Source organism: Sorangium sp. So ce128 (assembly GCF_051525245.1).
Lineage (GTDB): Bacteria > Myxococcota_A > Polyangia > Polyangiales > Polyangiaceae > Sorangium > Sorangium cellulosum_B.
In genome coordinates this window covers 7,769,921-7,796,317 of record NZ_CP150313.1, presented here as the reverse complement: position 1 = coordinate 7,796,317, position 26,397 = coordinate 7,769,921, and the positions used below count along the sequence as shown (strand labels likewise).

Below are 26,397 nucleotides of genomic sequence, written 5' to 3'. Positions count from 1 at the left end.
GGGCTCAAGGTGAAAAGTCGAAGGATGACTCCACCAGCTCAAGGCCAGGCTTCGCGTCCTTCATGTCGTCGTCATAGCATTGCTCCACCGCGATGAACGAACGTTTGTCGTCCGCGTGAGAAAACACGCGAACCGAGCCCGCGCTCACGCCGAGCAGCTTCCCTTTCAGGAGCATGCCTTGTCCGGCGTACTTGCCCCACGTGGTAAACGGTGTGCGTGCAGGCGCAGAGAGCAACTTGGGGACGAACCCGTCAATCTGCGCTTGAACGTTGCCTGCGGGATCGGTTGGCACGTCAAGGACGAAGATCATCGTCATGCACGAGCCGGGGCTCTCCACGTTCACGTGGTGATCGGGATCATTGTCCGGCGGGTCCGCCTCGACGCTCCAGTTTCCTGGGTATTTGAAGGAAAAGCCGGGCCGCACGTAGCTCTGGGCGTGCGCCAGATCGGCAGGCGCCTCGCTGGACGCGAGATCCTCGAGGAACGCAGCGCCGGCCTTCGTCGCTCCGATTCCGGCGAAGAACCCCGCCGCGAGACCGATGAACAGGAACAGGAAGGCGACGGCGGTCTTGCTCATTCCGCCTGCTGATTGCGACGGGCCGTGGGGGGTCATCATCGGTAGGTCCTGCTGTCTTTCAGGCTGGCAACTACAGCAGCCCGATGCCGTACCTGTCCAGCGGCTCGTTCACGCGCGCGTGTTTCGCGCGTCGATTGACTCGGTACCTCCTACGGGGCTGTTTCTGGTGCCGAACAATGCGATCATCACGAGGACGAGCCCGACCAGCTCCAGGAGGTGAGAAGCGAGGCCGGTCAGGGAGGCAATACGGACCAGCTCTTGCATTGCGCCGCCGTCCCGATAGATGGATATTTGCCAGTACATGTGCACGGCGTTGATGAGCCAGCCCATGAAAAACAAGAAGAAGCCGCAGCCCGCGAGGAGAGCCGGCTTGCCTTGCGTTGGATAACGAGAGAACGCAATGGCGATCGCTGTGATGTAGGCGATGAGAAACGGTATGCGGAGAATCTGCGACCCCAGGAACGTCAGCATCGTCTCACCCATGATTGTGCGCAGCTCCTCTCGGGATCCGCCGTTTCTTGTCTGGAGGGCCGCCCCCGCTCATCGTGGAAAGGTAGCGTAGCTGACGGTTACCCCGCCTTGTCAAGGAGACCAACGCGTGATCGCGTGAGCTCCAACGCCGGACGACGGTGCGGACGAGCTCAACGCCGGCTGCTGTCCAGCCCGCTCTCCTCGGTCAGCTCCGCCTTCTGCGCGCGCGCCGACGGCACCTCGAGCCCTGCCGCGCGAGCCAGCCCCATCACCCCCTCCACGGCCGCCGCGATGTATCCGAACGGGTTCGCCCCATCGACGGCCGTGACGTGCACCTCTCCCATCCGCTGCTGGAACGCGGCGGCGAGCGCCGGCATCTGCTGCGCGACGGTCAACCGGATGACCTCCGGCGACACGGTGTTCTCGATCTCCCGCAGCGCCCGCGCGCGGTCGATCTCGATCTCCTGCGTGAGGCGCGCCTTTTTCGCCTCGATCTCGGCGATGGCGAGCTCGGCCTCGGCCACGAGCCGGCGCGCGCCCGCGATCGCCGCGCGCTGCCTGAGCAGGTCGATCTCATGGGCGCTCGCGGCCATCTTCGCCGCGTGGCGCGCCGCCGCCGCCTCCGCCTCGAGCGTCGTCTTCTCGATCTCGGCCCTCAGCGTGAGCGCCGCGATCTGCTGCTCGTGGGCCAGCCGCGTCTCCTTCAGCCGCGCCTCGGAGGCGAGCTCCTCGAGCCGGGCCTTCTCGCTGGTCTCCTGGCGTCGCGTGCGCAGCTCGACCTCGGCGGAGAGCCTGGTCAGCTCGATCGCGCGCTGCGCCTCGGCCTCGCCCTGCCGGACCGCGCGCTCGGTGAGCAGCGACGCCTCCCTGGCCTTCCGCTCCTGCTCCTGGCGATAGTGCGCCTGCAGGTTGCCGAACACCGCCGGAGAGAGGATGCGCACGTCCTGGATCTCGATGGTATCGATGAGGACGCCCCACCCCTTGTCCGTGGCGTCCTCTGCGCTGCCGCGCCCGGAGACGACGGGCACGATCTCTCGTATCAGCTCGCTGGCGAGCCCTTCCTTCCGCCGCGTCAGGCACTCCTCGACGGAGAGGTTCGCGACCAGCCGGCGCGCGGCGCCGGCAAACATGTCCACGAGGAGCGCCTCGAGCTTCTCCTGCGCGCGCTCCGGGAACGAGAAGTTCAGCATCCGGAACGCGATGAGCGGCTCCACGATGCGGTAGACGGCGAGCCCCGTGATCTCCACGCCGACCTTCTCGAGGGTGACCTGGTCGGCCGTGAACTGGAGCTTCTGGACCGTGGTCGGCACGATGGCGACGCTGTCGCCCGGGAGCTTGAAGCACGAGGCGCCCTGACCGGAGGTGGGCCGGAGGTTACCCCGCCGCATGTGAATCAGGTACTCGCTCGGCTTCGCGCTGACACGGCCCCATCTCTTGAGCTTCTCCGGATCTTCGGCCGGCTTGCCGGCGCGCCAGCCCTGATCGTACCGCCCGCGACCGGCCGCCCCGGTCCCGTGATCGTCCGCGTGGAGGACCGCCGCGGCGCCGCCCGGCACGCTGCCCTCATGGATGATGACCCTGCGTTGCTCGATGTGCGTCATGACCTCTACCTCGCGAGAACGGCTTTCGCAGGAAGCGGGCCAGGCAGGAGACACGGCGAAGCAGGCGTTCCGGGGCCGCGCCGCGCGCCGCCGACCCGCGACAGGCGAAGCGCCGATCCGGAATGGAGCGAAGCGCCGATCCGGAATGGAGCGCAGCGCCGGTCCAGGATGGAGCGCTGTCGCCTCATAACCAGGGAATTATCCGTCGGTGCTGTACGAGCTCACCATGAACTGCGCGCGTCGACTCGGCGGGTTGCGTGCAGATCCAGAGCACGTTCTTTGCGGCATCCGCTGGCGACTGCGCCGACGACATGTCGTCGAACCACGGGCGCGACGCGTCGGTGTCCACGAGCCCGGGGCAGAGCGCGGCGATGGTGAGCCCGCGCTGTGCGGCCTCGGCCTGCCGCTGGCGCGTATAGATCTTCATCGAGGCGACCTGCGCGACCTTGGACGGGATATTGATCCACGCCGGCCAGTGGTGGGCCTCTGCTTCGCCGCGCTCGACCAGCTCGACGTACTCGTCCATGACGCGCTCGATGTCCTCGAGAGATCGCGTGGCGGGGTCGAAGCGGTGGTGCAGCCGAGAATCCAGCTTACCGAGGGAGCCGAAGGAGCTCGCGACCACGAGGAACCGCCCGCCGTCGCGCAGCAGGTGCCCGAAGGCGCGGATCATCCGGTAGGTGCCGTGGTTGTTCGTGTCGATGAAGGTGCGGACCTGGACCGCCTGCGGCACGTCCTTCACGATGCGCGCGGCCGCGTTCGAGAGCACGATATCTATCCCGCCGTGACGGCGCGCCACCGTCTCCGCCAGGGCCTGGACGCTCGCGTCGTCGGTCACGTCCAGCCGGGCCAGCGACGGCTGCAGGCCTTGCTCGCGCAGGCGCGCCACGGCCGCCTCGCCGCGCTCCGGATCCCGCGCCCCCAGGTACACGGTGCTGCCCGGCGGCAACTCCTGGCACAGACGGGCCACCATCGCGTAACCGAGGCCCTGGTTCGCGCCTGTAACGAGTGCGATTTTCGACATCGATCCCTCCTCACCCCCGCGCCGCGAAGACGTGGTGTTCGAGAAGTGCTACCTCAGCCTGGCTCGGGGCGCGACGATCGTCGTTCACGGCGCGCGCGATCCGTTCGACCCGCCCGGCTCCCGCAGGCTGAAGCGCTCGTTCTGCGGGACGTGACGACGAATCGCGCGGCGTCCTCGCGGGCTTGCCACGCGCGCTCCCGGGATTAGGAAACGGGAGATGAGCACGAAAAGAGACCAGCAGACGGCCGATCCCAGGGCCGCGGGGCAAGCAGGCGAACAGCGGCCCTCGAACGTCCAGAAGGATCCGCGCGACTGGAAGACGGGCGACGAGCGGATGACGGGCGCGCAGGCGTCGTACCTGCACACGCTCGCAGAGCAGCAGGGCGAAGAGGTCCCCGACGACCTGACCAAGGCGGAGGCGTCCGAGAAGATCGACGAATTGCGGGACGCCGTGGGCGTCTCCGGCGGCGCGGAGGGGGCTGCCGGCGTCGAGAACACGCGCAAGGACCCCGAGCAGTGGAAGACGGGCGACGAGCCGATGACAGGAGCGCAGGCCTCGTATCTCCAGACGCTCTCCCAGGAGGCGGGCGTGGACTTCGAGGCGAACCTGACCAAGGCGGAGGCCTCGAAGCGCATCGACGAGCTGCAGGCGAAGACCGGGCGCGGGCAGAAGCTGCGGGAGTGACCCAGGCAGGGTGGGCGATGTAGCGCTTGCCGACTGCGCGCCAGCACCGCATGCATGGATCCATGCCGCCCTCGCCCATCGCGCTCCTCATGATGGCGTTCGCCCTCCCTGCCTGCGACGGCTCCGCGGCGCCGGAGGTAGCGTCCGCTCCGCCGCCTCCTCCGCCTGCGGCGGCCCCCTCGCCGCCCACCTCGGCAACCCCTGCCGCTTCGGCCGCGCCCGCCGCTCCGCCGGCGGCCCCGCTGCCCATGCTGAAGGGGGTCGACGTCTACGGCACCGACCGGTTCGACGGCGCCTGGGTGAAGGCGCGCTTCGGCGACGTGCTTCAGCGCTTCTTCGGCACGGAGGACGAGGCGGACAGGAAGGCTCTCGCAAAGGAGATGGTCGAGGTGATCCTCGCCGAGCACGAGGCGATCGGTTGGATCGAGCTCTCACCCATCATCTATTTCGATAGGGGCGAGGTCCTGAAGGCCTATGTCACCGTCGACGTGGTGGAGCGCAGGGAGTTGAAAAAGCGCCTCACCTTCGGCCCGCAGCCCAAGGGCGATTTCGAGGACCCGGCGGGCCTGCTCGCGGCGTGGAAGGACTACCAGGACACGTACTTCCGCATGATGTATGAGAACAAGGAGATCCGTCCTGAGCGCGCCGCGTGCCCCGCGTTTCATTGCCTGGGCGGCTACGAGCACGACAAGCTGCGCCCATACGGCGAGAGATTCGTGAACGACGTTCCGCCGAACGAGGACAAGCTCATCCGCATCCTCGAGGCGGACAAGGACCCGGAAGACCGGGGCGCGGCGGCGTTTCTGCTCGCGCACATCAAGGATGGCGAGAAGCTCGTCTCGCTGATGCTGCCCATGCTGAACGATCCCGACGCCCTCGTTCGGAACAATGCCATGCGCGTGGTCGCGCACGTCGCCATGTTTCACCACGACGTCCCCATCCCGCTGACGCCGTTCCTCAAGGCCCTGGACGGCCCGACGACGACGGACCGAAACAAGGCGGCCGCCGTGACGTGGGGCCTCATCGATCGGCCGGAGGGCACGAAGCTTCATGCACAGGTCATCAAGGAGGCGGGGCCGACGCTCCTCAAGCTGCTCAAGCTCGAGCAGCCGAACAACCACGACTTCGCGTACCTGATCCTGAAAAAGGTGAGCGGGAAAGATTTCCCGGAGCGCGATTACGCGGCCTGGGAGAAGTGGCTCGCCGCGGCGGTGTAGGGGGCTTTAGTACTTGCGGGAAAAGGCACGCTCGACCCACGCCTCGATGTCCTCGTGGGAGCTCCCCGGGCCTGGCTCATCCGTGCCCGCGATGCGGCTGCGGATGTCGGCCATCGGCTTCGAGCAGTCGGTGACGCGCGAGATGCGTCCCGCCTCGAGCTCCACCTCGAGGACGTGGGCGTATTTCCACGCCGGGTGGAAGCCCGCAGCGCTTCCGCTCTCGGGCCCCGCGCTTCTGTCGCGATCAGCGCAGCGCGTGGGAGCGGGTCATCCGGTTCGCGAACGTCGACAGCGTGTAGGTGCCGATACCGACGATCACCTCGAGGGCCTGCTCGGCGGTGAAGCCCGCGCCGAGGAAGGCGTCGAGATCGGCGTCCGGCACCTGACCCCGCTCGCGCAGCGTCGCCTCGGTGAACGCCGCGAGCGCCTGGAGGCGCGCGTCGGGCGCCGGCCTTCGCTCGAACAGCGCCGCGGCGACCTCGGGAGAAGCCCCCGCGCGGAGGAGCAACCCGCGGTGCATCGTGCGGCAGAGATCGCAGCCGTTCTCGCCGGCGACGACCATCACCACGACCTCGCGCTCCACCGGCGAGAGCGTCGCCCCCTCGAAGACCGCGAGGAGCTCATCGAAGGCGCGCACAAGGAGCGGCGAGGTCGCGAAGCGCGCCAAGGGCAGCGGCAGGAAACCGAACTTCCGCGAGGCCCGCTCCAGCGCGGGGCGGGCCGCCGCGGGCGCGGTGTCGAGCGTGTGCGCAGGAAAGTGAGGGGAAGCAGCGGTCTGGCTCATGCGGGTCTCTCCTGAATTGATTGTCTATGCAACTAATTGATGATGAAGAAGGCGGCGTGGAGGGCGGGGCTACCTTCAGCCCTCGGGTTCGAGGTTCGCGAGGATGCGCTGCAGCGTGCGCCGGGTCGTGAGGAGATCGTCCTCCGGGATGCCGGCGCGCCCCTCGTCCACGAGGGCCTTGGCCTCGCCCGACAGGGCCTTGCGCAGCGCTCGCCCGCGCGCGGTGAGGTAGACGAGCCGGGCGCGCCGGTCCGTCGGATCGAGCCGGCGCTCGACAAGCCCGTCGCGCTCCATGAGCGCGAGGATCCGGCTCATCGTGGGCACGTCCCGGAAGGTGCGCTCGGCCAGGTGCGTCTGCGTGACGCCCTCCTGCTCCCACAGGCGGACGAGGACCATCCATTGCTCGGGCGTGATCTCGACGCCGTGCGCGCGGAAGCGCCGGTACATCGCGGCGCGAGAGGCGAGGTAGACGCGCGCCACCCAGAAGCCGAGCGCGTTGTCGAGGACGATCCCCCCGTCGGCCGTGAACTGGTCGCGCATGATGGCCGATCCTACCGCAAGGGATTTGGTTGTCAATGCAATCAATTCGGCCCGCTGCGAGCCGACCAGCCTGTCGAGCGACGTGGCTCTCAGCGCGCCGCGAGCTGGGTCTCGAGCAGGTGCGCGAGCGCGCTCCGCCGCTCGTACATCGACGCGTGCGACGGAAAGGATCTCCCGGACTGGGCCAGAGGACGAAGCTCCGCGTAGAGGGCGTCCCTGGCTATCGGCTCGGCCTGGAACGCCGAGCTCGTGGCCGGCAACAGGTAGCGCGGCACCGCGGTCGGCCCCGCATCCCTGGAGATGAGCAGATCGCGCATCACGTCGTCGCGGGTGATGAACTCCGCCCACGCGGCGGCCGCGGCATTGCAGGCTGGGTCGCCGGAGCATCCCTTTCGCCGAACGAAGGCGTCGGTGAACAGGAGGGGCGTGGCGCTGGTACCGAGCGGGATCGTCGACACACGCAGCCCCTCGACGGGCACGCCCTGCGCCTTCATGAGCGTGACGGTCCGATGCAGGCGCTCGCCGTATCCCCAGTACCCGATCGCGTTGCCCTTCACGAACTCCTCGACCGGACCCTCCAGTGTCTCGTCGTACGTGCCGTCGATGCAAGGGTTCCTGTCACCCTGCCGGCAGAGCTCGGCAAGCTGCTTGAGCGCCGCTGTGCTGCCGGCGTGCAGGGGCGGCTTCACGGCGTTGCTCAGGGCCGGTTGATCCACGGCATCGAGCCCGTTGTCGACGCGTGCGTCCAGGTAGAGGGCGGGTAGATCCCAGCTGCTCGCGAAATTCCCGAGGAGGGGCTTCCCGCTCTCGCGCGCGGCCTTCACGAGGCCGGCGATGCTGGGTGCGGCGTCGAGCTTCTCGGATCTCGTGACCAGGAAGAACCCGCAGCTGAGATGGGGTACACCCCACCAGACGGACTTGCCACTTCGGTCGATCCCGGTGCTGGCTGACCTGGCTGCGGCAAGGTAGTCGCGCTCCGGCACGGAAGGCCACGGCTCGAGGACGCCGGCGTCGATCAGATCGCCCAGCACCACGGCGTCGATCTCGACGAGATCGTGGCGACCGGACGCGAGCCATCCGGCGAGGCGCGTCGGATTGTGGTAGCTGTCATCGGACTTGACGAGGCGCAGCTCGAGATCGATCGCCACATGCTGCGATTCGAACCCGTCCTCGATCATCGTTCGCAGGGACGCGAAGTCATCGCCGGCGGCGTCTGGGATCCACGGGATGAGGGCAACGCTGAGCTTCGTGCGTCCAGGCTTGCCGGCGGAATCGACCGACGAGGCCGCCGGAGGCGGCGTGGGGGGTGGGCAGGGCATGCTGGCGGTGGTGCCCCCCACGCCTCCGCAGCCGGCAGCGGAGAGCGCGAGCACGGCGGTCCGCAGACGGGCGCTCGGTCGTCGGCTCATGGTCATGTCGTCCATGGATGGAGGCGCTGGCATGGCCTCGTGTGTGCGTTGAATGAAACCGTTCAGGGTTTACCCTGGGTCGCACGAAGCTCCCGTACGAGTCGCTGGAGCGTGAATCTCGATTCATGCCACCACGTGTCGCTCTGGCTGAGCTGGTAGGTTCGGTCCAGGAGCTCGTTCAGCTCGGGCAACAGCGCGGACGCATCCCGTCCAAGGGCGGCGACCGCGCCCAGCCAGCCCTCGAGCCGAAAGGGAGCAAGCCGAGCGTCGAGCCGTGGACGCGACGCCGCAAGGACCGGCGCCAGCGGATGGTCATCTCCGCTGCGCGCGAGCGCCTCCACCGCCAGCCAGCGCACGGTGAAGAGCTCGTCGGAGAGCGCACGACGGAGCGCCGGAGCCTGCTCGGGACACGGCGCAGCGCGCGCGAGCACGCGGGCCGCGGCGATCCGAGCGATGGGCTCCTTGCTCGTGAGGGCATCGGCGACCGTACTCAGAACAGGCCGCGCAGCCACTCCGGCTCTCTCGAGGGCGACGAGGGCGGCTCGCTGGACGTTTGGATTGGATGCATGTACCCAGCGGGCCGCGCTCTTCACGCCACGCTCGGTCGGGGCGACCGGCGGCAGCCACTTTAGACATGAAACCGGGCGGCCCCACGCCCCGGCGAGCGCGAGCAGGAACCGCTCAGGCTTCGGTTCTTCCCCCGAGAGACGCTCGATTGCCGCATCGATTCGCGCCCGATCCTGGGCAAGCGCCGTCTTGAAGACGTCCCCCGGGTCACCGTGGTGAGGCATTCATCGTCCTCCAAAGAAGCCGTGCTCGCCCAATGTCGCAGTTGCGGTGAAGTCGACCTGCCCCACGAGGTGCACCCGCTCGCTACCGCCTGAAGAACGACGCCTGCTGGAAGCGCAGGCCGGCCAGGATCTGATCCACCCGTGCGTCGGACAGCGACCCGATCCGCTCGCCCAGGCGGGCCTTCTCGACCGAGGAGATCTGCGACACGACCACGACGCTCTGCCTGGGAAGGTTCCCCTCGCCCACGTCGAGCAGGATGTTCCCAGGCTCGTTCGCCCGGTGCAAGTTCGACGTCAGCGCGCACACGACCACGGTCGTGATGCGCGAGTGGTTGAAGACGTCGTCCTGGACCACCACATGGGGATGGGAGTAGCTCGGGACAGGCCCCCGCGAGTCGTCAGGCCCTATCCAGAACACGTCGCCGCGATCGATCCGCGCTGAGCGCGTGCCTGTCGGTTCTCCTGCGCCCTCGTCCATCTTCATGTGCCTCGCGCGTCGGCCCGAAGGATGGTCCGTGGCGCACCTCGGCGCAACCCGCTCCTGCTGCACGACCTTCCCAGCACACCACGGGGTCTGGCAAGGAGGCACAGGCACATCGACCCCGCCGATCCATCGGTTGCGCCATCACCGGCGCCTCCCGGCTCACCCGCGAGCACCGCGCGCGGCCCATCTTGGCACAATCTGCTCCAGACTTGCTGGCATCGCGCGTCTCCCCGGGACAAACATGCGATTTGCGGCGCAAAAGCGCTCTGGCACGCAGGCTGCAAAACCCTGGCATCATGAGAACATCAATTGTCTTGGCGACCGTGCTCATGTCGGCTCTCGCGGGGTGCAGCTCGAACGATGGAGGCGGCACCGGCGGCGGTGGCCCGGATCAGGGAGAGGGCGGCTCGGGCCAGGGAGGGGGCGGCGGGGCCGTCGAGTGCTTCGAGAAGAAGGCTGGTTGCGTGCTGCCGTCGGACGCGGCGCGGATCGAGAGCCCGGTCGTCTCGGAGGAGGATCAGGTGTTGCTGACGCGCAACAACGCGAGCTTCGCGCTCGACCTCGGCCGCGTGCTCCCCAGCGCGAACGGGAACGTCGTTTACTCGCCTTACAGCATCTCGACGGCGCTCGCCATGACGTACGCGGGCGCGCGGACCACGACGGAGAAGGCGATGGCCGAGGCGATGCGGTTCGAGCTCCCGCAGGAGCGGCTGCACCCGGCGTTCAACTACGTGGATCTCGAGCTCCACAAGCGCGCCGAGGGCTCGAGCAACGTCGAGGGAGGCGGCTTCCGGCTCCACACGGCCAACGCGATCTGGTCGCAGCTCGACCTCCCGCTCGAGCAGCCGTTCTTGACGGTGCTCGGCGAGAACTACGGGGCGCGCGTGCGGCTCGCCGACTTCGCCTCCGCGCCGGACGAGGCCGAGAGCCTCATCAACGCGTGGGTGAAGGACCAGACGGAGGGCATGATTCCGGAGCTCCTCAAGAAGAACGTGAACCCGGAGACGCTCGTCGTGCTCACCAACGCCATCTACTTCGACGCCGCGTGGCACACGCCGTTCAAGGAGGACGCGACGAAGCCCGGCGCGTTCCAGCGCGGCGACGGCACGAGCGTGACCGCCCAGATGATGCACGGCACACAGGAGACGCGCTACGGCGCCGGCGACGGCTGGGAAGCGGTGGAGATCCCCTATGCGGGCACCCCCGTCTCGATGTTCCTCGTCCTGCCTGCCGAGGGGAACGCGGACGCGCTGGCGGAGTCGCTCGACGGCGCGGCGCTCGAGACGATCATCGCCTCGACGCAGTCGCGGTCGGTCGACATCACGATGCCGAAGTTCTCGTTCGGCACCTCGGCCTCTCTCAAGAACGCGCTGACGGAGCTCGGCATGGGGGCCGCCTTCGGCCCGGGCGCAGACTTCTCGGGGCTGCTCCCGGTCGAACCGGGCGAAGATCTCTTCATCCAGGACGTCATCCACAAGGCGGTCATCGACGTGGACGAGGCCGGGACCGAGGCCGCGGCGGCGACGGCGGTCCTCATCGGCTCCACGGGCTCAGGCCTCTTCCCCGAGCCAGCGGAGATCGTGCTGGACCGGCCGTTCTTCTTCTTCATCAGCGACCTGCCGACGGGGGCGCTCCTCTTCGCGGGGCGCGTCAGCGATCCGACAGCGCACTGAGGAGACGTGAGGCCGGCGCGCTGCTGAGATCACCCTTGCGCTGCAGATTCTCTCACGATTGGTTCGACGCGTCGGTAAGTGCAGGTCGGTTCCTACGGCATTACGGGCATCACTCGAATACAGCGTCGAATCTGCCGATTCTACGATCGGTGCCTGGGAGAAGAGCGTCGCCACGCCGCTGCTGGTACACTTCCGGTTCGCAAGCCATGAGCCGACGACGGACGAGGAGGACGATGTGAGCGCAGAGATCCGGGCGTGGTTCGAGGAATACGAGCGGAAGCTTCGGGCCGAGGAGCGGAAAGAGGGGCGCGCCGAGGAGGCGGCGCGTGCCGTGCTGACCGCGCTCAGGGTTCGTGGCATCGCCGTGCCGGACGTGGCGCGCGAGCGCATCCTGGCCGAGAAGGATCCGGAGACTTTGGAGCGATGGCATGAGCGGGCCATCATCGCCGTGTCGCTTGCCGAGGTACTCGACGGTCTGAGCTGAGCGATACCGGCCAACGACGGGCTGTCCAGCTCGCGGGCGTTGGTAGCGGCGCCTCCTTGAGGAGCGCAGGTCTGCCGCCGCGGATCGCGCCCCGCGGCGAGCGGGCGCACTTACTCCCTCGTGAAGGCCGAGAGGCGGCGCAGCAGCCCCGAGAGCTGCGGATACATGTCGCGGTAGATCCCCAGCAGCGCCGCGTAGCGCCCCCGGCGCCCGGCATCGGGATGGAACGTCGCCGTGGCGGTCCCGCGCATCGCCCTCGCGGCCGCCTCGATGCTCCCGGCCAGCCCGGCGCCGGCGGCCGCGCACATGGCGGCGCCCAGGCACGCCGCCTCGACCGTCTCGGACCGCTCGATGGCGACGCCCGTCGCATCGGCCATCACGGCGCACCAGAGGTCGCTCGCGGCCACGCCGCCGACGGCTGCGAACTCCGCGACCTCGATCCCCGCCGCGCCGCGCATCAGGTCCAGCACCAGGGCCTGCTCGAGCGCGACGCCCTCGATCAGGGCGCGGTAGACGTGGCCGCGCCCGTGCGCGTCCGTGAGGCCCAGGATCGCGCCGCGGGCGTCGGGATCCCAGTGGGGGTTCATGGCGCCCTCCCAGTAGGGCAAGAGCAGCAGGCCGCCGCTGCCGGGCGGCAGCGACGCCGCCTCGGCCTCGAGCGCGGCCATCGCGGCCCCGTCGCGCGGATCGACGCCCAGCTGGCGGCGCAGGTACCAGTCCGAGAGCAGCGCCCCGCTGCGCAGGCTGCTCTCCAGCACGTAGCCGCGGCCGGAGGCGCTGGTCATGGTCCGCCACGCCGGGTCCTGCCGCGGCTCGGGGGAAAAGACGCCGAAGACCACCGCCGTGCCGAGGTTCAGGTAGGCGCGCCGCGGGTCCAGGGCGTCGACGCCGAGCCCGGCCATCTGGCCGTCGCCGCCGCCGGCCAGCACCGGCGTGCCCTCGCGCAGGCCGCTGGCCGCCGCGGCGGCCGCCGACACAGCGCCGAGGAGCGCGCCGGGAGGGAGCGCCTCCGGCAGCCGGTCGGGCGTGATGCCGGCCGCGGCGCAGAGCTCCTCGGACCAGCGGCGCGCGCCGATGTCGAAGAGCGCGAGCGGGTCGGCGCTCGCCCAGCTGGTGCGGGCGCGCCCTGTCAGCGCCTGCACGAGGTACGCCTGCACGTCGCAGAAGAGGGCGGTGCGGCGGTGGGTCTCCGGCTCCTCGCTGGCCAGCCACGCGATCTTGGGCAGCGCCGGGCCGAAGTCCGCGGCCTTGCCGGACAGCGCCCGCAGGCGGTCTCGCCCGATGCGGTCGATCACGGCGCCGAGGTGCCCGCGCGCGCGGCCGTCCAGCCAGAGCATCGCGGGGCGGAGCGGCTCGCCGTCGGGACCGAGGCAGGCGAAGGTCTCGCGCTGGTGCGCGATCGCGAGGCCAGCGATGCGGCCCGGGTCCACCGCGGCGGTGACGCCGGCGACCGCCTGGCACAGGGCGGCCCACCAGTCCCGGGGATCCTGCTCGAATCGCTCAGGAGCCGGCCGGGCCAGCGAGAGCGGCGCCCGGCCGGCGGCGTGCAAGCGCCCCTGGACGTCGAAGGCCGCCGCCTTGGCCGCGGTGGTGCTCAGGTCGATGCCGAGGACGAGGTCGGCCGGCATGGCGCCGTCAGCGCCCCGGAACGCAGGATTGACAAGCGATCACGGGCGCAGACTACAGTAGGGACTCGCGCCGGCACAATCGTCCAGCGCGGCGCCGCCGGGGAGCCGGCGGAGCTTTGAAAGGGAGTCTGGAACGGTGCGCGCAACCTTCATTCACGGTATCCGCGATGTCCGGCTCGGCGAGGTCGAACCTCCGCGGCCTCGCGAGGGCATGGTGACGATCCAGGTCGCGGGCTGCGGGATCTGCGGCAGCGATCTGCACTATTACCTGGAGGGCGGGATCGGCGCGGCGCAGGTCCGGGACCCCTTCGTGCCAGGGCACGAGTTCGCCGGCTGGGTCGTCGACGACCACCCGGCGCTGGGCCTGTCGAGGGGCCAGCTGGTCGCCGTCGACCCCGCGCACGCCTGCGGCCGCTGCGAGTGGTGCCATCGCGGCCACGTGAACCTGTGCCCGCACGTGGAGTTCCTTGGCGCGCCGCCGCTCCACGGCGGCATGGCGGAGCGGCTGGCGGTGCGCCCCGAGCAGCTGGTGCCGGTCCCCCGCGGCTTCTCGGTGCGAAAGGCCGTGATGCTGGAGCCGCTGGGCGTCGCGATCCACGCGATGGACCTGGCGCGGCCCCACCTGCAGGAGACGGTGGCGGTGCTGGGGTGCGGGCCGATCGCCCTGTGCCTGGTCCAGCTCGCGCGCCTGGCCGGCGTCGAGCGCGTCTTCGCGATCGACCCTGTCGCCTACCGGGCCGAGGCCGCGCGCCGGCTGGGCGCGCACGACGCTGCGCCGACGTTCGCGGCCATCGCGGAGTGGACGGGCGGCCGCGGCGTCGATCTCGTGATCGAGGCGACGAACTCGCCCGAGGGCTTCCACCACGCGGCCGAGGCCGCGCGCATCGGCGGGCGGATCCTGCTGGCGGGCATCCCCGAGGGCGATCGCTATTCGCTGCCGGCGGCGCTGTGCCGCCGCAAGGGGCTGAAGATCAAGTTCTCCCGGCGCATGGGGCACGTGTACCCGCGGGCGATCCGCCTGGTCGCCGACGGGGCGGTGGACGTCGAGTCCATCGTCACCCACCGGTTCGATCTGTCCGAAGCCGAGAAGGGCTTCCGCCTGCAGGCGGATTGCCAGGACGGGGCGCTGAAGTCGATCATCGTTCCGGACGAAGGCGACACGCCGTTCTGATCGGGGTCGTCGCGCGGAGTCTCCGAGCGAGGCGGCGCGGCTGTCATTTTTCCTTCGCCCCATGTCACACGAGCTAGACCCGGTTCGTCATTGACGGCGAGCGCGGGGTCACAGGAGCAAGGCGCCGGTCGCTCGCGTGATCGACAAGGGAGAAAGACATGAAGATCGTGGTTATCGGTGGAACCGGGCTGATCGGGACGAAGCTCGTGCGCAGGCTCCGCCAGCAGGGCCATGAGGTCGTCGCGGCGTCGCCTTCCACGGGCGTCAACAGCCTCACGGGCGAGGGGCTCGCCGGAGCGCTCGCAGGGGCCGAGGTCGTTGTCGATGTGGCGAACTCGCCGTCGTTCGAGGACAAGGCGGTCCTCGACTTCTTCGAGACCTCGGGCCGCAACCTGCTCGCCGCCGAGGCCGCCGCGGGCGTCAAACATCATGTGGCGCTCTCGGTGGTCGGCACCGATCGAATGCTCGGCAGCGGCTATTTTCGCGCGAAGATGGCGCAGGAGGCGCTGATCGAGGCCTCCGGGATCCCCTACACCCTCCTGCGGGCCACGCAGTTCTTCGAGTTCATGGACGGCATCGCGCGCTCCAGCGCTGACGCTGAGCGGGTCCGCCTCTCGTCGGCGCACCTGCAGCCGATCGCGTCCGAGGACGTCGCCGAGGCCCTGGCCGACGTCACGCTCGGGGCGCCCGTGAACGGCATCCTCGAGGTGGCCGGCCCCGAGAGGCGCCCGCTCGCCGAGTTCGTCGGCAAGTACCTGAGCGCGAAGAAGGACCGCCGCGAGGTGATCGCCGACGCGGAAGCGACCTATTTTGGTCTCCGGATCGACGATCGGTCGCTCACCCCGGGCGACGGCGCGCGCGTCATGCCGACGCGCTTCGACGACTGGCTCGCCCTGTCGCTGGCTGGCGCGGCGTGAGGCATCCGATTGGGACGCTCAGAGCGAGCTATCGATCGTATCCCTGCGAGGCGTGATCAGCGCCGTCCGAGCGGCTTCACGACGAGCGCCCCGGTCTTGACATAGCGCTCGTAGACGACACGCAGCTCCGCGTCGTTGAGCCCCTGCTCGTCGTCGATGATGTAGACCCCGCGCTGCGGGTCCCGGTAAACGTTCGCCTGGAACTCTTCCCAGCTCATGGTTTCGTCTCGGTCCGGCGTGGACTCGTCGGACTCGGACGAAGAGGAGGGCTCCGTGCCGCCGCAACCGGCGAGCGCGAGCGCCACCACGGGCACGCAGAGAAGGACAGACAGGGAGCTCCCGACGCGGCTCCTGGACAGACGTCTCGAAGACGATCCTTGATTCATTGAAACACCTTTCACGGTAAGGCCACACGTTGTTCGCAACCAAGAGAATCCTGCCGGCGGCCATTCGACATCCAGCGCCGACAGCATCTGGCATATTTACACAGGAATCGAGGGATATGGAAGTCCCATGCGGGAGCAGCAGGGCGCTTTCATCGCCGCGTTGCCGCGTTGCCGCGTTGCCGCGTTGCCGCATCGCCGCCAGCGGGGGTGCGGTCTCGGTGGTGACTGCGCCTTGCGAGCCAGGAGGATGAAGAGAAGCGCACACAGCGTCTGCCACAGGTCGTGTAAATCGAATGAATCCGGCGCGCCTGGGCTACTTCGGCCCCATCAAGGCGCGCGTCGGAGGGGGTCGACGTGGCTCCGGGGTCTGCGGGGTCGTGACGGCGTGATTTTCACCCGCTTCCTCTGTACCCTCTTCGTTCGCGGGGAGGTCTTGTCACGATGCTTTCGCTTCTCATCGTCCCTGGCTACAGCGGCTCCGGCCCTCGCCACTGGCAGACGCTCTGGGAGCAGAAGCTCTCCTTGGCGCGCCGCGTGGAGATGCCCGACTGGGATCACCCGGACCGACGCGCGTGGGTCGAGGCGCTCGACAGGGCGGTCGCCGCCAGCGCCGAGCCCCCGGTGCTTGTCGCGCACAGCTGCGGCGTGAGCACGGTCGTCCACTGGGCGGCGCTGGGCGCGCGACCCGTGCGCGCCGCGCTGCTCGTCGCGCCGGCCGACACCGAATCGCCGAGCTACCCGCGCGAGGCGTCGACGTTCCACCCGTTGCCCGGCGTCAGGCTGCCGTTCCCCTCGATGGTCGTCGCGAGCGCGAACGACCCGTACTGCGCCCCGGAGCGAGCCGAAGCCTTCGCGCGCGCCTGGGGGAGCCGCTTCATCCAGGCCGGGCCGTGTGGGCACATCAACGTTGACGCCGGCTTCGGGCCCTGGCCCGAGGGGGAGCGGCTCCTCGCGGCGCTGATAGGGGAGCCCGTCTCACGGGTGTTCCGCGCTTGAGTTGGCGAGCGCCGTCTCAGCGATTCTCGGCCTGGGCCGGGACTTCGAGGCGCAACGCCCAGGCCTCGTACGCCGGCACGCCCAGCGCGGCGAGCGAGGGGAGGATCACGCGGTCGATCCGGTCGTAAAAGGCGCGCGCCGCGGCCGGACGCGAGGGGATCCCGAGGTTCGGGCCGGCGGGCGGAGGCGCCTCGGGGAGCGGGTCGCCGTCGGCGCGCGAGGCGCCGGCGTGGATGCGGTCGTAGTGCGCGAGCGAGAACGCCAGATCGGCGGCGAGCCAGTCGCGCTCGTCCTCGGTGAGGCGAGGAAAGACGAGGCGCGCGAGCGCCCAGCCAAAGCGGTCGTGGAGGATCTCGTCCCGCAGGAGGGTGCCCACGACCACCTGCAGGCAAGGATCGGTGGTGTGCTGCTGGAGGACGTCGAGGATGCCGACGGACGCGGATTCGCCCACGCAGAACATCGATGCGGTCCACCGGGCGACGAAGAGATGGGCCGGGAGGCCGTTCCGCGGGAGGTGGAGATCCGAGGGGGCGAGCGTCGCTCCGTGGTTGCCGCCGAGCGCGTCGGCCGCGCGCGCGCAGAGCTCGGTGTGGCGAGCCTCGTCCTGGAGGAGGCGCGAGGCCGCGGTCGTGACCTCCAGGGGCAAGCGCAGCTCGGCGAAGCGGGCGATGAGCTCGCCGAAGACGATCATGGATCGGTATTCGGCGACCGCGCGCGCGGCCCACGCCTGGCGGGCGATCTCGACGTCGGCCGGCGGGAGCGCCGCCGGGTCGAGGCGGTCCCACGGGGGCGCGGGGTAATGGCGATCGAGGAAGCGGCGGTGGAGCGTCGCGAAGAGCCGCTCGGTCGTGCCGAGAGGGAACGCGGTGTTCATGAGGGGATGGGGCGCGGCCGCCGGCGAGCGAGGGGGGCGGCGGGAGGTGTCGCTCGCGTCACGGCTTCGTGCGCGGCGGCGTGTTGATGTGCAGCGGCGACGTCGGCGGGGGTTGTCCGGGCGGAGGACGACCCACGGTCGCGGAGGATGACGCAGGGGGCGCCGTCGGCGGCACTGGCGGGGGCGTGTTCACGTCCACCGGCGCGCCCGGCGGGGCGTCGCTCGGATTGGCCTCCGGAGCTTCCGGCGGGGTCGCGGAGGACGAGGACTCGGTGGGCGCCGCGGTCGGCGTCGGCGGGACGTGGTCGATGGGAGCCCGTTCGTTGATCGTGTGGTCGGGCGCGGAGCTCCCGCCGCAGCCGGTGACGAGCGCGGCAGCCGCCAGGAAATGGGCGCGAACACGGGCGAGGCGCTGCGGGTCGAGGGGCACGCGGCGAGCCTAGCGGGGCACGCGGGGGTTGGGAAGCGGGAGAGGGGAGCGATGGGGGCCTGGTGCTTCAGCTCGACGACGCGGCGATGGGGCCGCTCTGCACGCGAGTCGTGCAGCTCGCGCCCTCGACAACTACCTCATTTATCCATTCCTTGGTTCGACGCCTCGAGCCGGGTGAGCGCCGTCACGTCCGCGAAATGCGGAAGCGGGCGATGATCAGAAGCTGACGACGAGCTCGCCGCCTGCCGTGGCGTTGTTGCCCTCGAGGAGCTCGGGGACCTCGCCGTAGGCGTCCACGATGGCCCCGAGCGTGTAGGTATCCACGGAGACGTAGGTGTCAGCGGAAACGAGGAGGCTCTCGCACTGGCCCACGCCGAGGCTCGGCACCCAGGCGCCTCCGGCGAGGAAGTCGTCCGTCGTGATCGTCGCGTCGGCCGACAGGCGGACTTCCACCATGGTGCCATAGCTCGGGGCCGTCCCCTCGTTGCACACGGTGATCGAGGCGTCGAAGAGGCTGCCCTGCGTGGCGCTCGGCGGACCGCTCACCGTGGAGACGACGAGATCGGGGCCGTGGCCGATGGCGATCAGGTCGCCGGCGGTGGTGTTGTTGGTCTCGATGAGCTCCTCAACCGGGCCGTTCAGGTCCACGATCGCGCCGAGGTGGTAGGCGCCGTCAGGAGCGTAGGCGTCGGCGGCCACGGTGATGCTCTCGCACTGACCAGGGCTCAGCCCGGAAACAACCTCGTTGCCAACATGGATATCGGAGGGCGTGATGGTCCGGTCGGGCGACAGCAGCACATCGACGCTCGTGCTGCCGCTCGGGGTCGTGCCCTGGTTGCAGACCGTGACGATGGCGTCGAAGCCGCTGCCCGGCGCAGCGATCGATGGGCCGCTCACGACGGACGCGATGAGATCCGGCCGGCTGCCGACGCCGAACACGCTGCTTGCGCTCGTGTTGTTGGTCTCGATGAGCTCCTGCGTCCACGCGTAGGGGTCCACGATGGCGCCGAGGTGATAGGTGCCGTCGGGCGCCGCCAGGGAGGTGGGGATGGTCACGACCGTGCACTGGTCAGGATCCAGGTACGGCACCGGCGCGCTTCCGAGGTAGAATCCGGTGTAGGCCGCGTGATCGTCGGTCGCCAGGCGCAGCTCCACGTCGCCGCCGTAGCTCGGCAGCGTTCCCTGGTTGCAGACGGTGACCTCGGCGTCGAAGCTGCTGCCCGGAAGGGCGCTGGGCGGGCCCTCCACCGCGGAGACGATGAGGTCCGGTCCATGGCCGACGCCGAGCACGCTGCCCGCCGCGGCGTTGTTGGTCTCGATGAGCTCAGGAGTCCAGCCGTACGGATCGACGATCGCGCCGAGGTGATAGGCGCCCCAGGGCACGTACGACGCGCTCGCCGGGAAGGTCACGGTGGCGCACTGGCCCGGCGCCAGGTGCGGCACCGGCCCGTTTCCGGCCAGGAAGTCGGCCGTCGTGATGGTCGCGTCCAAGGAGAGGCGGAGCTCCACGTCGCCGCCGTAGCCCGCCTGCGTGCCCTGGTTGCAGACGGTGACCTCGGCGTTGAAGTTATCACCCGGTGCGAGGCTCGGTGGTCCGCTCATGGCGGAGACGATGAAATCCGGCCCGAAGCCGACGCCGATCACGCTGCCCGCCACAGCATTGTTGCTCTCGATGAGCTCGACGAGCGATTCGCCCGGGTCCACGATCGCCCCGAGGTGGTGGGCGCCGTCGGTCCCATAGGCGCTCGCGGGGACGAGCACGGAGGTGCACTGTCCAGGGCTCAGGCCGGGCACATAGCCGCTCCCGGCGTGGATGTCCGCGGGCGAGATCGCGTCGTCGCTCGACAGGAAGAGCTCGAGGTCGACCCCGTAGCTCGGGGACGTGCCCTGGTTGCAGACGGTGACGGAAGCATCGAATCCGCTGCCCGGCGGGGCGCTGGGCGGGCCGCTGACCGCCGAGACGACGAGGTCGGGCTGGAAGCCCACGCCGATGAGGTCGCCCGAGGCGGCGTTGTTCGACTCGATCAGCTCTTCGTGCCAGTCGTTCACATCGACGATCGCGCCGAGGTGATACGCGCCATCGGGAACACAGGCGCTCGCGAGGACGAGCACGGAGGTGCACTGCCCGGGTGCCAGGAAGGGGACCGTGCCGGCGCCGGCGAGGGTGTCGTCTTCCGTGATCGCGGCGTCGTCGGACAGGTAGAGCTCCACGTCGCTGCCGTAGCTCGGCTGCGTGCCCTGGTTGCACACGGTGACGGAAGCGTCGAAGCCGCTGCCCGGCATGGCGCTGGGCGGGCCGCTGACCGCGGAGACGATGAGGTCGGGCTGGTAGCCGACGCCGATCACGGCGCTCACCTCGGCGTTGTTCGTCTCGATGAGCTCGGGAACCCAGTTGTCCCGGTCGACGATCGCGCCCAGGTGATAGGCACCGTCGGGCACATAAGCGCTCGCCGGGAAGGTCACGGTGGCGCACTGGCCCGGATCCAGGTACGGCACAGGACCGTTGCCAGCAGGGGAGTCGGCCATCGTGAGGGTCGCGTCCGCGGAGAGCAGCAGCTCCACCTGGGTGCCGTAGCTCGTCTGTGTGCCCTGGTTGCAGACCGTGACCGACGCGTCGAAGCTTCCGCCAGGGATCATGCTCGGCGGCCCGCTCACGGCGGAGACGACGAGATCCGGCGCGTGGCCGACTCCGAGCACGTTGCCCGCCGCGGCGTTGTTCGTCTCGATGAGCTCGGCGATCGCGCCGCTCGGGTCCACGATCGCGCCGAGGTGATGCGCGCCGTCGGGCACATAGGCGCTCGCGGGCACGGCGACGGCGGCGCACTGCCCGGGGTTCAGCCCGGGGACGTAGCCGTTCCCGGCGTGGCTGTCCGAGGGCGTGATCGCCCCATCGTTCGACAGCAGCAGCTCGACGTCGACGCCGTAGCTCTGCGTCGTGCCCTGATTGCAGACCGTGACGGCGGCGTTGAAGCTGCTGCCGGGCGTCACGCTCGACGGCCCGCTCACGGCGGAGACGACGAGGTCGGGCCAATAGCCGACGCCGATCAGATCGCCCGGCGCCGCGTTGTTGGTCTCGATCAACTCGGGCTGCCCGCCGTACGGATCGACGATCCCGCCGAGGTGGTAGGCGCCGTCGGTCACGTAGACGCTGGCGGGGATCGTCACGGCCGCGCACTGGCCGGGATCCAGGTAAGGCGTCGGCGCGCTGCCCGCGAGCGCGTCGGCCGCCGTGATCGTGGCGTCGGCGGACAGGCGCAGCTCCACCATGCTGGGGCCCGGCAGCGTGCCCTGGTTGCAGACGGTGATCTCCGCGTCGAAGCCGCTGCCCGGCAGGACGCTGGGCGGGCCGCTCACGGAAGCGACGGTGAAGTCAGGCGCGTAGCCGATGCCGATCCGAGCGCCTGAGCCCGCGTTGTTGGTCTCGATGAGCTCGGGGACCCCGCCCTGCGGGTCGACGATCGCGCCGAGGTGGTAGGCACCCTCGGGCACATGAGCGCTCGCCGGGAAGGTCACGGTGGCGCACTGGCCCGGATCCAGGTACGGCACAGGACCGCCGCCGGCGACGAAGTCGGCGGTCGTGAGCGTCGCATCCGCGGAGACGCGCAGCTCCACGTGGGTGCCGTAGCTCGTCTGCGTGCCCTGGTTGCAGACGGTGACCGACGCGTCGAAGCCGCCGCCGGGGAACACGCTCGGCGGCCCGCTCACGGCGGAGACGATGAGGTCGGGGCCATGGCCGACGCCGATCAGGCTGCCCGCCGCCGCGTTGTTGGTCTCGATGAGCTCGAGCAGCGAGCCGCCCGGGTCCACGACGGCGCCGAGGTGATAGGCGCCGTCGGGCACGTAGGCGTTCGCGGGCACGGCGACGGAGGCGCACTGCCCGGGGCTCAGACCGGGCACATAGCCGCCCCCGGCGGGCGCGTCGAACGGCGTGATCGCCTCATCGGACGAGAGCACCACGGCGATGTCGCTGCCGTAGCTCTGCGTCGTGCCCTGGTTGCAGACGGTGACGGAAGCGCTGAATCCGCTGCCAGGCACGAGGGTCGGCGGCCCGCTCACGGCGGAGACGATGAGATCCGGCCGATAGCCCACGCCGAGCAGCCCGCCCGACGCGGCGTTATTGGCCTCGTTCAGCTCTTCTTGCGAGTTGTACAGATCGACGATCGCGCCGAGGTGATAGACGCCGTCTGGCACGTAAGCGCTCGCCGGGATGGTCACGGCGGCGCATTGCCCCGGATCCAGGTACGGCGCCTGGGCGCCGCCGGCGGGCGGGTCGGTCCACGTGATGTTGTCGTCGGGTGACAGGCGCAGCTCCAGGGCGGCGCTGTAGCTCGGGCTCGTGCCCTGGTTGCAGACGGTGACGGTGGCGCCGAAGCCGCTGCCCGGAAGGGCGCTCGGCGGGGCGCTCACCGAGGAGACGATGAGATCCGGCCGATAGCCGACGCCGACCACGGCGCCAGCTGTGGCGTTGTTGTTCTCGATGAGCTCGGGAACCCCATCGTACGGATCGACGATCGCGCCGAGGTGATAGGCGCCGTCAGGCACGTAAACGCTCGGCTGGAAGGTCCGGGTCGCGCACTGCCCCGGATCGAGGTACGGCACCGAATCGCCGCCCAGGGGGGCGTCGGCCGCCGTGATGATCGCGTCCGAAGAGACGTACAGCTCCACGTTGCTGCCGTAGCTCGGGGTCGTGCCCTGGTTGCAGACGGTCACCAAGGCGTCGATGATGCCGCCAGGCGTCGCGCTCGGCGGCCCGCTCACCGCCGAGACGACGAGGTCCGGCTGGTAGCCGACGCCGATCGCGCCGCCCGCCGAGGCGTTGTTCGCCTCGATGAGCTCGACGACCCAGTCCGGGACATCCACGATCGCGCCCAGCGTGTACGCGCCGTCGGGCACGTACGTGCTCGCGGGGATCGTCGCGGAGAAGCACTGTCCGGGGCTCAGGTAGGGCGCATAGCCGTCGCCGATCTGGACATCAGCAAGCGTGATCTCGGCATCGGGCGAGAGCACGAGGTCGACTACGACGTCGTAGGTCGGCTGGGTGCCCTGGTTGCAGACGGTGACCGAGGCGTCGAAGGTGTCGCCGGGCACCAGGCTCGGCGGCCCGCTCACCGCCGAGACGACGAGGTCCGGCTGGTAGCCGACGCCGAGCAGCCCGCCCGCCAGCGCGTTGTTGGACGAGATGAGCTCCGCGTACCAGCCGTTCTCGTGCGCGATCGCGCCGAGGTGATAAACGCCTTCGGGGACACTGGCGCTGGCGGGCATGGTCACCGACTCGCACTGGCCAGGATCCAGCCATGGAACCGGGATGCCGCCGAGGAGGTGATCCGACGGCTCGATCGCGGCGTCCGGCGAGAGGAGCACATCCACGATCGCGCTCTGGCTCGGCGTCGTGCCCTGGTTGCACACCGTGGCCTGGACCTCGAAGCCGCCGCCGGGGAGCGCGCTGGGCGGGCCGCTCACGGCCGAGACGATGAGATCTGGGCCATAGCCGATGCCGATCTCGCCTGCCAGCGCCGCGTTGTTGGTCTCCGACAGCTCGATCACCTGCTCGAACGAGTCCACCACGACGCCGAGCGTGTACGCGCCATCCGGCACGGCCGCGGCGGTCTGGACGCCGAGCTCGACGCATTGCCCCGCGTCGAGATACCCCAGCGGCGCATAGCCGGTGATGGGATCCGACGGTGTGATGATGTCGTCGTCCGACAGACTCACCTCGACCTGGGTGCTGTAGCTCGCCGAATTGCCCTGGTTGCACACAGTGACCCACGTCGTGAAATAGCCGCCCGGCAGGACGCTGGGCGGCGCGCTCGCGCTCGAGATCACGAGGTCGGGCTCGTCGCCTGTGAGCGCCCCGGTCGCGGCCCCGATCGGCTCGGGATCGTCAGGGGGTCCGCTGCTCCCGCACCCCACGGTCATCGCCAGCATGCCGAACACGAAGCACGCCCGTCGCACCCGAGATACTCTTAGGCTGAGCATAGAGAATCAGGAGAAGCTGGTGGCGCGTCCACGTCAAGGGGGTCGCGATTCTCTCTGGAGTTTCGCGGGATAGGGGCCTTGCGCCGTCACGAGGCGGGGGCGCCTTCGTTTCCGTGACGTCTTCGGTGGCGAGGCGCGCGCGCTGGCCTTGCGCTCACCGCTGGAACCTGAGAGAGGAGCACCATGAACGGGAAGGTCTGCGTCGTCACCGGCGGCAACACGGGCATTGGCAAGGAGACGGCCCGCGGCTTCGCTCAGCGCGGCGCGAAGGTGGTGCTGGCGTGCCGCGACACGGGCAGAGGGGAGGCGGCGCGCGACGACATCGCGCGCTCCACCGGCCGCAAGGACGTGGAGGTGATCGCGCTGGATCTCGGGAGCAAGGCGAGCATCCGCGCCTTCGGCGAGCGGTTCCGCGCGGCGCATGAGCGCCTGGACGTCCTTGTGAACAACGCCGGGGTATGGCGGAGCTCGCGCGGCACGACCGAGGACGGGCTCGAGGCGACGTTCGGGGTGAACCACGTGGGGACGTGGCTGCTCACGCAGGACCTCCTCCCGCTCCTGAAGAAGAGCGCGCCGTCGCGGGTCGTGGTCCTGTCCTCGAAGCTGCACTACCGCGGCCGGATGGACTGGGAGGACCTGCAGTTCGAGCGGCGGAAGTACGGCACGACCGCGGCATACGCCCAGTCGAAGCTCGCGAACGTGCTCTTCACCAAGGCGCTGGCCCGGCGGCTCGAGGGCACCGGCGTCACCGTCAACGCCGTCCATCCGGGCGTGGTCAGGACCGACCTGATGCGCGATTATCCAAAGCTCCTTATGAAGCTCTTCAACCTGTTCCTGCTCACGCCCGAGCAAGGGGCCGAGTGCTCGCTGCACGTGGCCACGGCGCCGGAGCTGGCCGGGGTGACGGGCGAGTACTTCGAGGAGAGCCGCATCAAGCCGGCGGCCGAGGCGGCGCTCGACGAGGCCGCGCAGGAGCGCCTCTGGAAGCTGACCGAGGCGCTGGCGGCGTAGCGCCCAGCGGAGAGAGAGCAACGCCAAGGCACCAAGGCGCAAAGATGCACTAAATTAGTTACTTTTGCGCCTTTGCGTCCTTGCGCCTTGGCGTTGAACTCTCTCTCTCCGGCTCCATGGACAGGACTCCTGGCGGGCGGAACTAAGGGCAGCTCGGCCGCCAAGCGTCGTCGGCGAAGTACCTGGCGATGAGGTCGTGGAGCGGCCGATCGTAGTCGCGCAGCTCGGCCCGCGTGTTGATCTCGTTGTGGATCCCGTTCGTGGGGATCGCCTCGGTGTTGGCGTCGAACCAGGACTGGACCCCCTCGGCCCAGTATTCGTCCTTGTTCGTCGCCGCGTAGGTGTTCTCCCATTTCCCGGCCTGGAGCGCGGCATCGAAGGTGTCCTCGAGCTCCCTGTTGAACGCCGGCTCGACGAAGGCGATGCCCATGATCGCGATGGCGTGCGAGAACTCGTGCACCAGGATGTCCTCGCCGAGGTACGGATCGCTCGGATAACACAGGACATTCTCCTCGGCGCAGGAGCTCGCGGGCCGGGCGGGGGTCGCGCCGAGGCCGCGGGCGCGCGTGTCCCAGTCCGTCCCCGGGAACGCCTCGTACAGGTCGCTGTGCTCGGGGATGTCGGTTGTCACCTCCGTCTCCGCCATCACGGCGACGCGCGTGTGGTTCTCGATCATCGCCTGACGCACGTCGTCGCGTTGGCCGAGCATGCGGACGACCACCGAGCAGGTGCGCAGCAGCGCCGCGTCAGGCACCTTCTCGGAGCTGATGACGGGAATCCCGGCGGAGTCGACGTACTTCCTGTAGAAGGGGTCGAACCCCAGCTCGGGCGGCACCTCCGAGACGCTCCCGCACTCGCCCTCGGGCTCTCCGCCGCCGCCGCCGCCGCCGCCGCTGCCGCCGGCCCCGGCGCCCGTCGCGGCGCTGGAGGTCGCGCCCTCGGCCGCGCTCGAGCTGGCCTCCGCGGCGCCGCCGGAGCCGCCGCTGCCGGCTGGACCCGCGCCCCCGCCGCCCGCGCCACCCTCGTCGGGCGGCGACTCAGAACAGGCGGCCAGGGCGCAGGTGAGGAGAGCGATCAAAGCAACTCGTCCATGCACGCTTTCACGCATGCGCGCGAGGCTACAAGAGCTCAAGCCAGCATCCAAGGCGCGAGCCGGCTGAATGCGCAGCTGACCGTGTCAGCCGGCGCGGCCCCCTGGCGGTGACGGCGCAGGAGCTGGCACAGCCCGGCGCACGGCGAGCCACGCCGTGCGGCCGAAGGACTGGATT

At 69.8% G+C, this 26,397-nt stretch carries 24 protein-coding genes and 1 pseudogene; 9 read left to right on the top strand and 16 right to left on the bottom strand.

All coding sequences use genetic code 11. The annotated features are described in order from the left end of the window. Positions 1 to 4: 4 nt before the first annotated feature. The 4 genes from WME82_RS29470 to WME82_RS29455 form a co-directional block, all read right to left on the bottom strand. Positions 5 to 577, bottom strand: coding sequence for a hypothetical protein (locus WME82_RS29470; RefSeq protein WP_438038021.1), 573 nt, complete (start codon positions 575 to 577; stop codon positions 5 to 7). Between the two features lie 108 nt (positions 578 to 685). After that, positions 686 to 1,060 carry a hypothetical protein gene (locus tag WME82_RS29465; protein ID WP_438038020.1) on the bottom strand — a complete coding sequence of 125 codons (375 nt, stop codon included), beginning with the start codon at positions 1,058 to 1,060 and terminating at the stop codon, positions 686 to 688. 158 nt (positions 1,061 to 1,218) lie between these two features. Continuing rightward, positions 1,219 to 2,649, bottom strand: a complete 1,431-nt coding sequence (locus tag WME82_RS29460; RefSeq protein ID WP_438038019.1) for an SPFH domain-containing protein — start codon at positions 2,647 to 2,649, stop codon at positions 1,219 to 1,221. A 184-nt stretch (positions 2,650 to 2,833) separates the two neighbouring features. Continuing rightward, entirely contained in the window at positions 2,834 to 3,673 is an 840-nt protein-coding gene (locus tag WME82_RS29455; RefSeq protein ID WP_438038018.1) for an SDR family NAD(P)-dependent oxidoreductase, read from the bottom strand. A gap of 217 nt (positions 3,674 to 3,890) precedes the next feature. Between WME82_RS29455 and WME82_RS29450 the strand changes: the two are divergent. The 3 genes and pseudogenes from WME82_RS29450 to WME82_RS29440 all read left to right on the top strand — a co-directional run. Then, positions 3,891 to 4,118, top strand: a pseudogene (locus WME82_RS29450) (DUF3072 domain-containing protein); the annotation flags it as partial. Next, positions 4,113 to 4,358, top strand: coding sequence for a DUF3072 domain-containing protein (locus WME82_RS29445; protein WP_437748048.1), 246 nt, complete (start codon positions 4,113 to 4,115; stop codon positions 4,356 to 4,358). The pseudogene WME82_RS29450 and the gene WME82_RS29445, both read left to right, overlap by 6 nt. Positions 4,359 to 4,420: 62 nt before the next feature. Next, on the top strand, positions 4,421 to 5,575 hold the full coding sequence (locus WME82_RS29440) for a HEAT repeat domain-containing protein (RefSeq protein ID WP_438038017.1): 1,155 nt from the start codon (positions 4,421 to 4,423) through the stop codon (positions 5,573 to 5,575). A gap of 6 nt (positions 5,576 to 5,581) precedes the next feature. On the opposite strand, the gene WME82_RS29435 is transcribed toward WME82_RS29440, so the two are convergent. The 6 genes from WME82_RS29435 to WME82_RS29410 form a co-directional block, all read right to left on the bottom strand. Continuing rightward, positions 5,582 to 5,740: a hypothetical protein gene (locus WME82_RS29435; protein ID WP_438038016.1), complete on the bottom strand. Its 159-nt coding sequence runs from the start codon at positions 5,738 to 5,740 to the stop codon at positions 5,582 to 5,584. A gap of 79 nt (positions 5,741 to 5,819) precedes the next feature. Further along, positions 5,820 to 6,359: a carboxymuconolactone decarboxylase family protein gene (locus tag WME82_RS29430; RefSeq protein WP_437739833.1), complete on the bottom strand. Its 540-nt coding sequence runs from the start codon at positions 6,357 to 6,359 to the stop codon at positions 5,820 to 5,822. 75 nt (positions 6,360 to 6,434) lie between these two features. Beyond that, on the bottom strand, positions 6,435 to 6,899 hold the full coding sequence (locus WME82_RS29425) for a MarR family winged helix-turn-helix transcriptional regulator (RefSeq protein ID WP_437739832.1): 465 nt from the start codon (positions 6,897 to 6,899) through the stop codon (positions 6,435 to 6,437). Between the two features lie 89 nt (positions 6,900 to 6,988). Then, positions 6,989 to 8,308, bottom strand: a complete 1,320-nt coding sequence (locus WME82_RS29420) for a hypothetical protein (RefSeq protein WP_438038015.1) — start codon at positions 8,306 to 8,308, stop codon at positions 6,989 to 6,991. A 62-nt stretch (positions 8,309 to 8,370) separates the two neighbouring features. Then, positions 8,371 to 9,099, bottom strand: a complete 729-nt coding sequence (locus WME82_RS29415) for a HEAT repeat domain-containing protein (RefSeq protein WP_438038014.1) — start codon at positions 9,097 to 9,099, stop codon at positions 8,371 to 8,373. An 82-nt stretch (positions 9,100 to 9,181) separates the two neighbouring features. After that, positions 9,182 to 9,577: a type II toxin-antitoxin system PemK/MazF family toxin gene (locus WME82_RS29410; RefSeq protein ID WP_437301626.1), complete on the bottom strand. Its 396-nt coding sequence runs from the start codon at positions 9,575 to 9,577 to the stop codon at positions 9,182 to 9,184. Between the two features lie 335 nt (positions 9,578 to 9,912). Between WME82_RS29410 and WME82_RS29405 the strand changes: the two genes are divergently transcribed. Next, positions 9,913 to 11,256 (top strand): serpin family protein, encoded by a 1,344-nt coding sequence (locus WME82_RS29405; protein WP_438038013.1) that lies wholly within the window; start codon positions 9,913 to 9,915, stop codon positions 11,254 to 11,256. A 235-nt stretch (positions 11,257 to 11,491) separates the two neighbouring features. Further along, the gene (locus WME82_RS29400) at positions 11,492 to 11,740 is read left to right on the top strand and encodes a hypothetical protein (RefSeq protein ID WP_438038012.1); all 249 of its coding nucleotides are present in this window, start codon (positions 11,492 to 11,494) and stop codon (positions 11,738 to 11,740) included. A 110-nt stretch (positions 11,741 to 11,850) separates the two neighbouring features. On the opposite strand, the gene WME82_RS29395 is transcribed toward WME82_RS29400, so the two are convergent. Continuing rightward, positions 11,851 to 13,368 carry a xylulokinase gene (locus tag WME82_RS29395; protein ID WP_438038011.1) on the bottom strand — a complete coding sequence of 506 codons (1,518 nt, stop codon included), beginning with the start codon at positions 13,366 to 13,368 and terminating at the stop codon, positions 11,851 to 11,853. Positions 13,369 to 13,504: 136 nt separating this feature from the next. On the opposite strand from WME82_RS29395, the gene WME82_RS29390 reads away from it, so the two are divergent. After that, positions 13,505 to 14,539, top strand: coding sequence for a zinc-dependent alcohol dehydrogenase (locus WME82_RS29390; RefSeq protein WP_438038010.1), 1,035 nt, complete (start codon positions 13,505 to 13,507; stop codon positions 14,537 to 14,539). Positions 14,540 to 14,697: 158 nt separating this feature from the next. Further along, positions 14,698 to 15,456, top strand: a complete 759-nt coding sequence (locus WME82_RS29385; protein ID WP_438038009.1) for an SDR family oxidoreductase — start codon at positions 14,698 to 14,700, stop codon at positions 15,454 to 15,456. A 56-nt stretch (positions 15,457 to 15,512) separates the two neighbouring features. Here WME82_RS29385 and WME82_RS29380 read toward each other — a convergent pair whose 3' ends face one another. Further along, a complete protein-coding gene (locus WME82_RS29380; protein ID WP_437739825.1) occupies positions 15,513 to 15,674 on the bottom strand; it encodes a hypothetical protein in 162 nt (53 codons plus the stop codon). 609 nt (positions 15,675 to 16,283) lie between these two features. Here WME82_RS29380 and WME82_RS29375 point away from each other — a divergent pair. Next, positions 16,284 to 16,838, top strand: coding sequence for an RBBP9/YdeN family alpha/beta hydrolase (locus WME82_RS29375; RefSeq protein WP_438038008.1), 555 nt, complete (start codon positions 16,284 to 16,286; stop codon positions 16,836 to 16,838). 16 nt (positions 16,839 to 16,854) lie between these two features. Here WME82_RS29375 and WME82_RS29370 read toward each other — a convergent pair whose 3' ends face one another. The 3 genes from WME82_RS29370 to WME82_RS29360 all read right to left on the bottom strand — a co-directional run bounded on the left by WME82_RS29370 (position 16,855) and on the right by WME82_RS29360 (position 24,094). Further along, positions 16,855 to 17,712 carry a hypothetical protein gene (locus tag WME82_RS29370; RefSeq protein ID WP_438038007.1) on the bottom strand — a complete coding sequence of 286 codons (858 nt, stop codon included), beginning with the start codon at positions 17,710 to 17,712 and terminating at the stop codon, positions 16,855 to 16,857. A 58-nt stretch (positions 17,713 to 17,770) separates the two neighbouring features. Continuing rightward, positions 17,771 to 18,142 carry a hypothetical protein gene (locus WME82_RS29365; protein WP_438038006.1) on the bottom strand — a complete coding sequence of 124 codons (372 nt, stop codon included), beginning with the start codon at positions 18,140 to 18,142 and terminating at the stop codon, positions 17,771 to 17,773. Positions 18,143 to 18,358: 216 nt separating this feature from the next. Further along, entirely contained in the window at positions 18,359 to 24,094 is a 5,736-nt protein-coding gene (locus WME82_RS29360) for a CARDB domain-containing protein (RefSeq protein WP_438038005.1), read from the bottom strand. Positions 24,095 to 24,301: 207 nt separating this feature from the next. On the opposite strand from WME82_RS29360, the gene WME82_RS29355 reads away from it, so the two are divergent. Then, complete coding sequence (locus WME82_RS29355) at positions 24,302 to 25,129, top strand: SDR family oxidoreductase (protein WP_438038004.1); 828 nt, start codon at positions 24,302 to 24,304, stop codon at positions 25,127 to 25,129. A 142-nt stretch (positions 25,130 to 25,271) separates the two neighbouring features. Here the strand turns inward: WME82_RS29355 and WME82_RS29350 are convergent, their stop codons facing one another. Then, entirely contained in the window at positions 25,272 to 26,207 is a 936-nt protein-coding gene (locus WME82_RS29350; protein WP_438038003.1) for a hypothetical protein, read from the bottom strand. Positions 26,208 to 26,397 lie beyond the last annotated feature (190 nt).

Bases quoted from the DNA above. Each gene is read 5' to 3' on its own strand.
- WME82_RS29470 (WP_438038021.1), bottom strand. From the start codon at position 577: ATGAGCAAGACCGCCGTCGCCTTCCTGTTCCTGTTCATCGGTCTCGCG.
- WME82_RS29460 (WP_438038019.1), bottom strand. From the start codon at position 2,649: ATGACGCACATCGAGCAACGCAGGGTCATCATCCATGAGGGCAGCGTG.
- WME82_RS29355 (WP_438038004.1), top strand. From the start codon at position 24,302: ATGAACGGGAAGGTCTGCGTCGTCACCGGCGGCAACACGGGCATTGGC.
- WME82_RS29465 (WP_438038020.1), bottom strand. From the start codon at position 1,060: ATGGGTGAGACGATGCTGACGTTCCTGGGGTCGCAGATTCTCCGCATA.
- WME82_RS29455 (WP_438038018.1), bottom strand. From the start codon at position 3,673: ATGTCGAAAATCGCACTCGTTACAGGCGCGAACCAGGGCCTCGGTTAC.
- WME82_RS29430 (WP_437739833.1), bottom strand. From the start codon at position 6,359: ATGAGCCAGACCGCTGCTTCCCCTCACTTTCCTGCGCACACGCTCGAC.
- WME82_RS29410 (WP_437301626.1), bottom strand. From the start codon at position 9,577: ATGGACGAGGGCGCAGGAGAACCGACAGGCACGCGCTCAGCGCGGATC.
- WME82_RS29380 (WP_437739825.1), bottom strand. From the start codon at position 15,674: ATGAGCTGGGAAGAGTTCCAGGCGAACGTTTACCGGGACCCGCAGCGC.
- WME82_RS29405 (WP_438038013.1), top strand. From the start codon at position 9,913: ATGTCGGCTCTCGCGGGGTGCAGCTCGAACGATGGAGGCGGCACCGGC.
- WME82_RS29395 (WP_438038011.1), bottom strand. From the start codon at position 13,368: ATGCCGGCCGACCTCGTCCTCGGCATCGACCTGAGCACCACCGCGGCC.
- WME82_RS29440 (WP_438038017.1), top strand. From the start codon at position 4,421: ATGCCGCCCTCGCCCATCGCGCTCCTCATGATGGCGTTCGCCCTCCCT.
- WME82_RS29425 (WP_437739832.1), bottom strand. From the start codon at position 6,899: ATGCGCGACCAGTTCACGGCCGACGGGGGGATCGTCCTCGACAACGCG.
- WME82_RS29415 (WP_438038014.1), bottom strand. From the start codon at position 9,099: ATGCCTCACCACGGTGACCCGGGGGACGTCTTCAAGACGGCGCTTGCC.
- WME82_RS29370 (WP_438038007.1), bottom strand. From the start codon at position 17,712: ATGAACACCGCGTTCCCTCTCGGCACGACCGAGCGGCTCTTCGCGACG.
- WME82_RS29375 (WP_438038008.1), top strand. From the start codon at position 16,284: ATGCTTTCGCTTCTCATCGTCCCTGGCTACAGCGGCTCCGGCCCTCGC.
- WME82_RS29385 (WP_438038009.1), top strand. From the start codon at position 14,698: ATGAAGATCGTGGTTATCGGTGGAACCGGGCTGATCGGGACGAAGCTC.
- WME82_RS29420 (WP_438038015.1), bottom strand. From the start codon at position 8,308: ATGAGCCGACGACCGAGCGCCCGTCTGCGGACCGCCGTGCTCGCGCTC.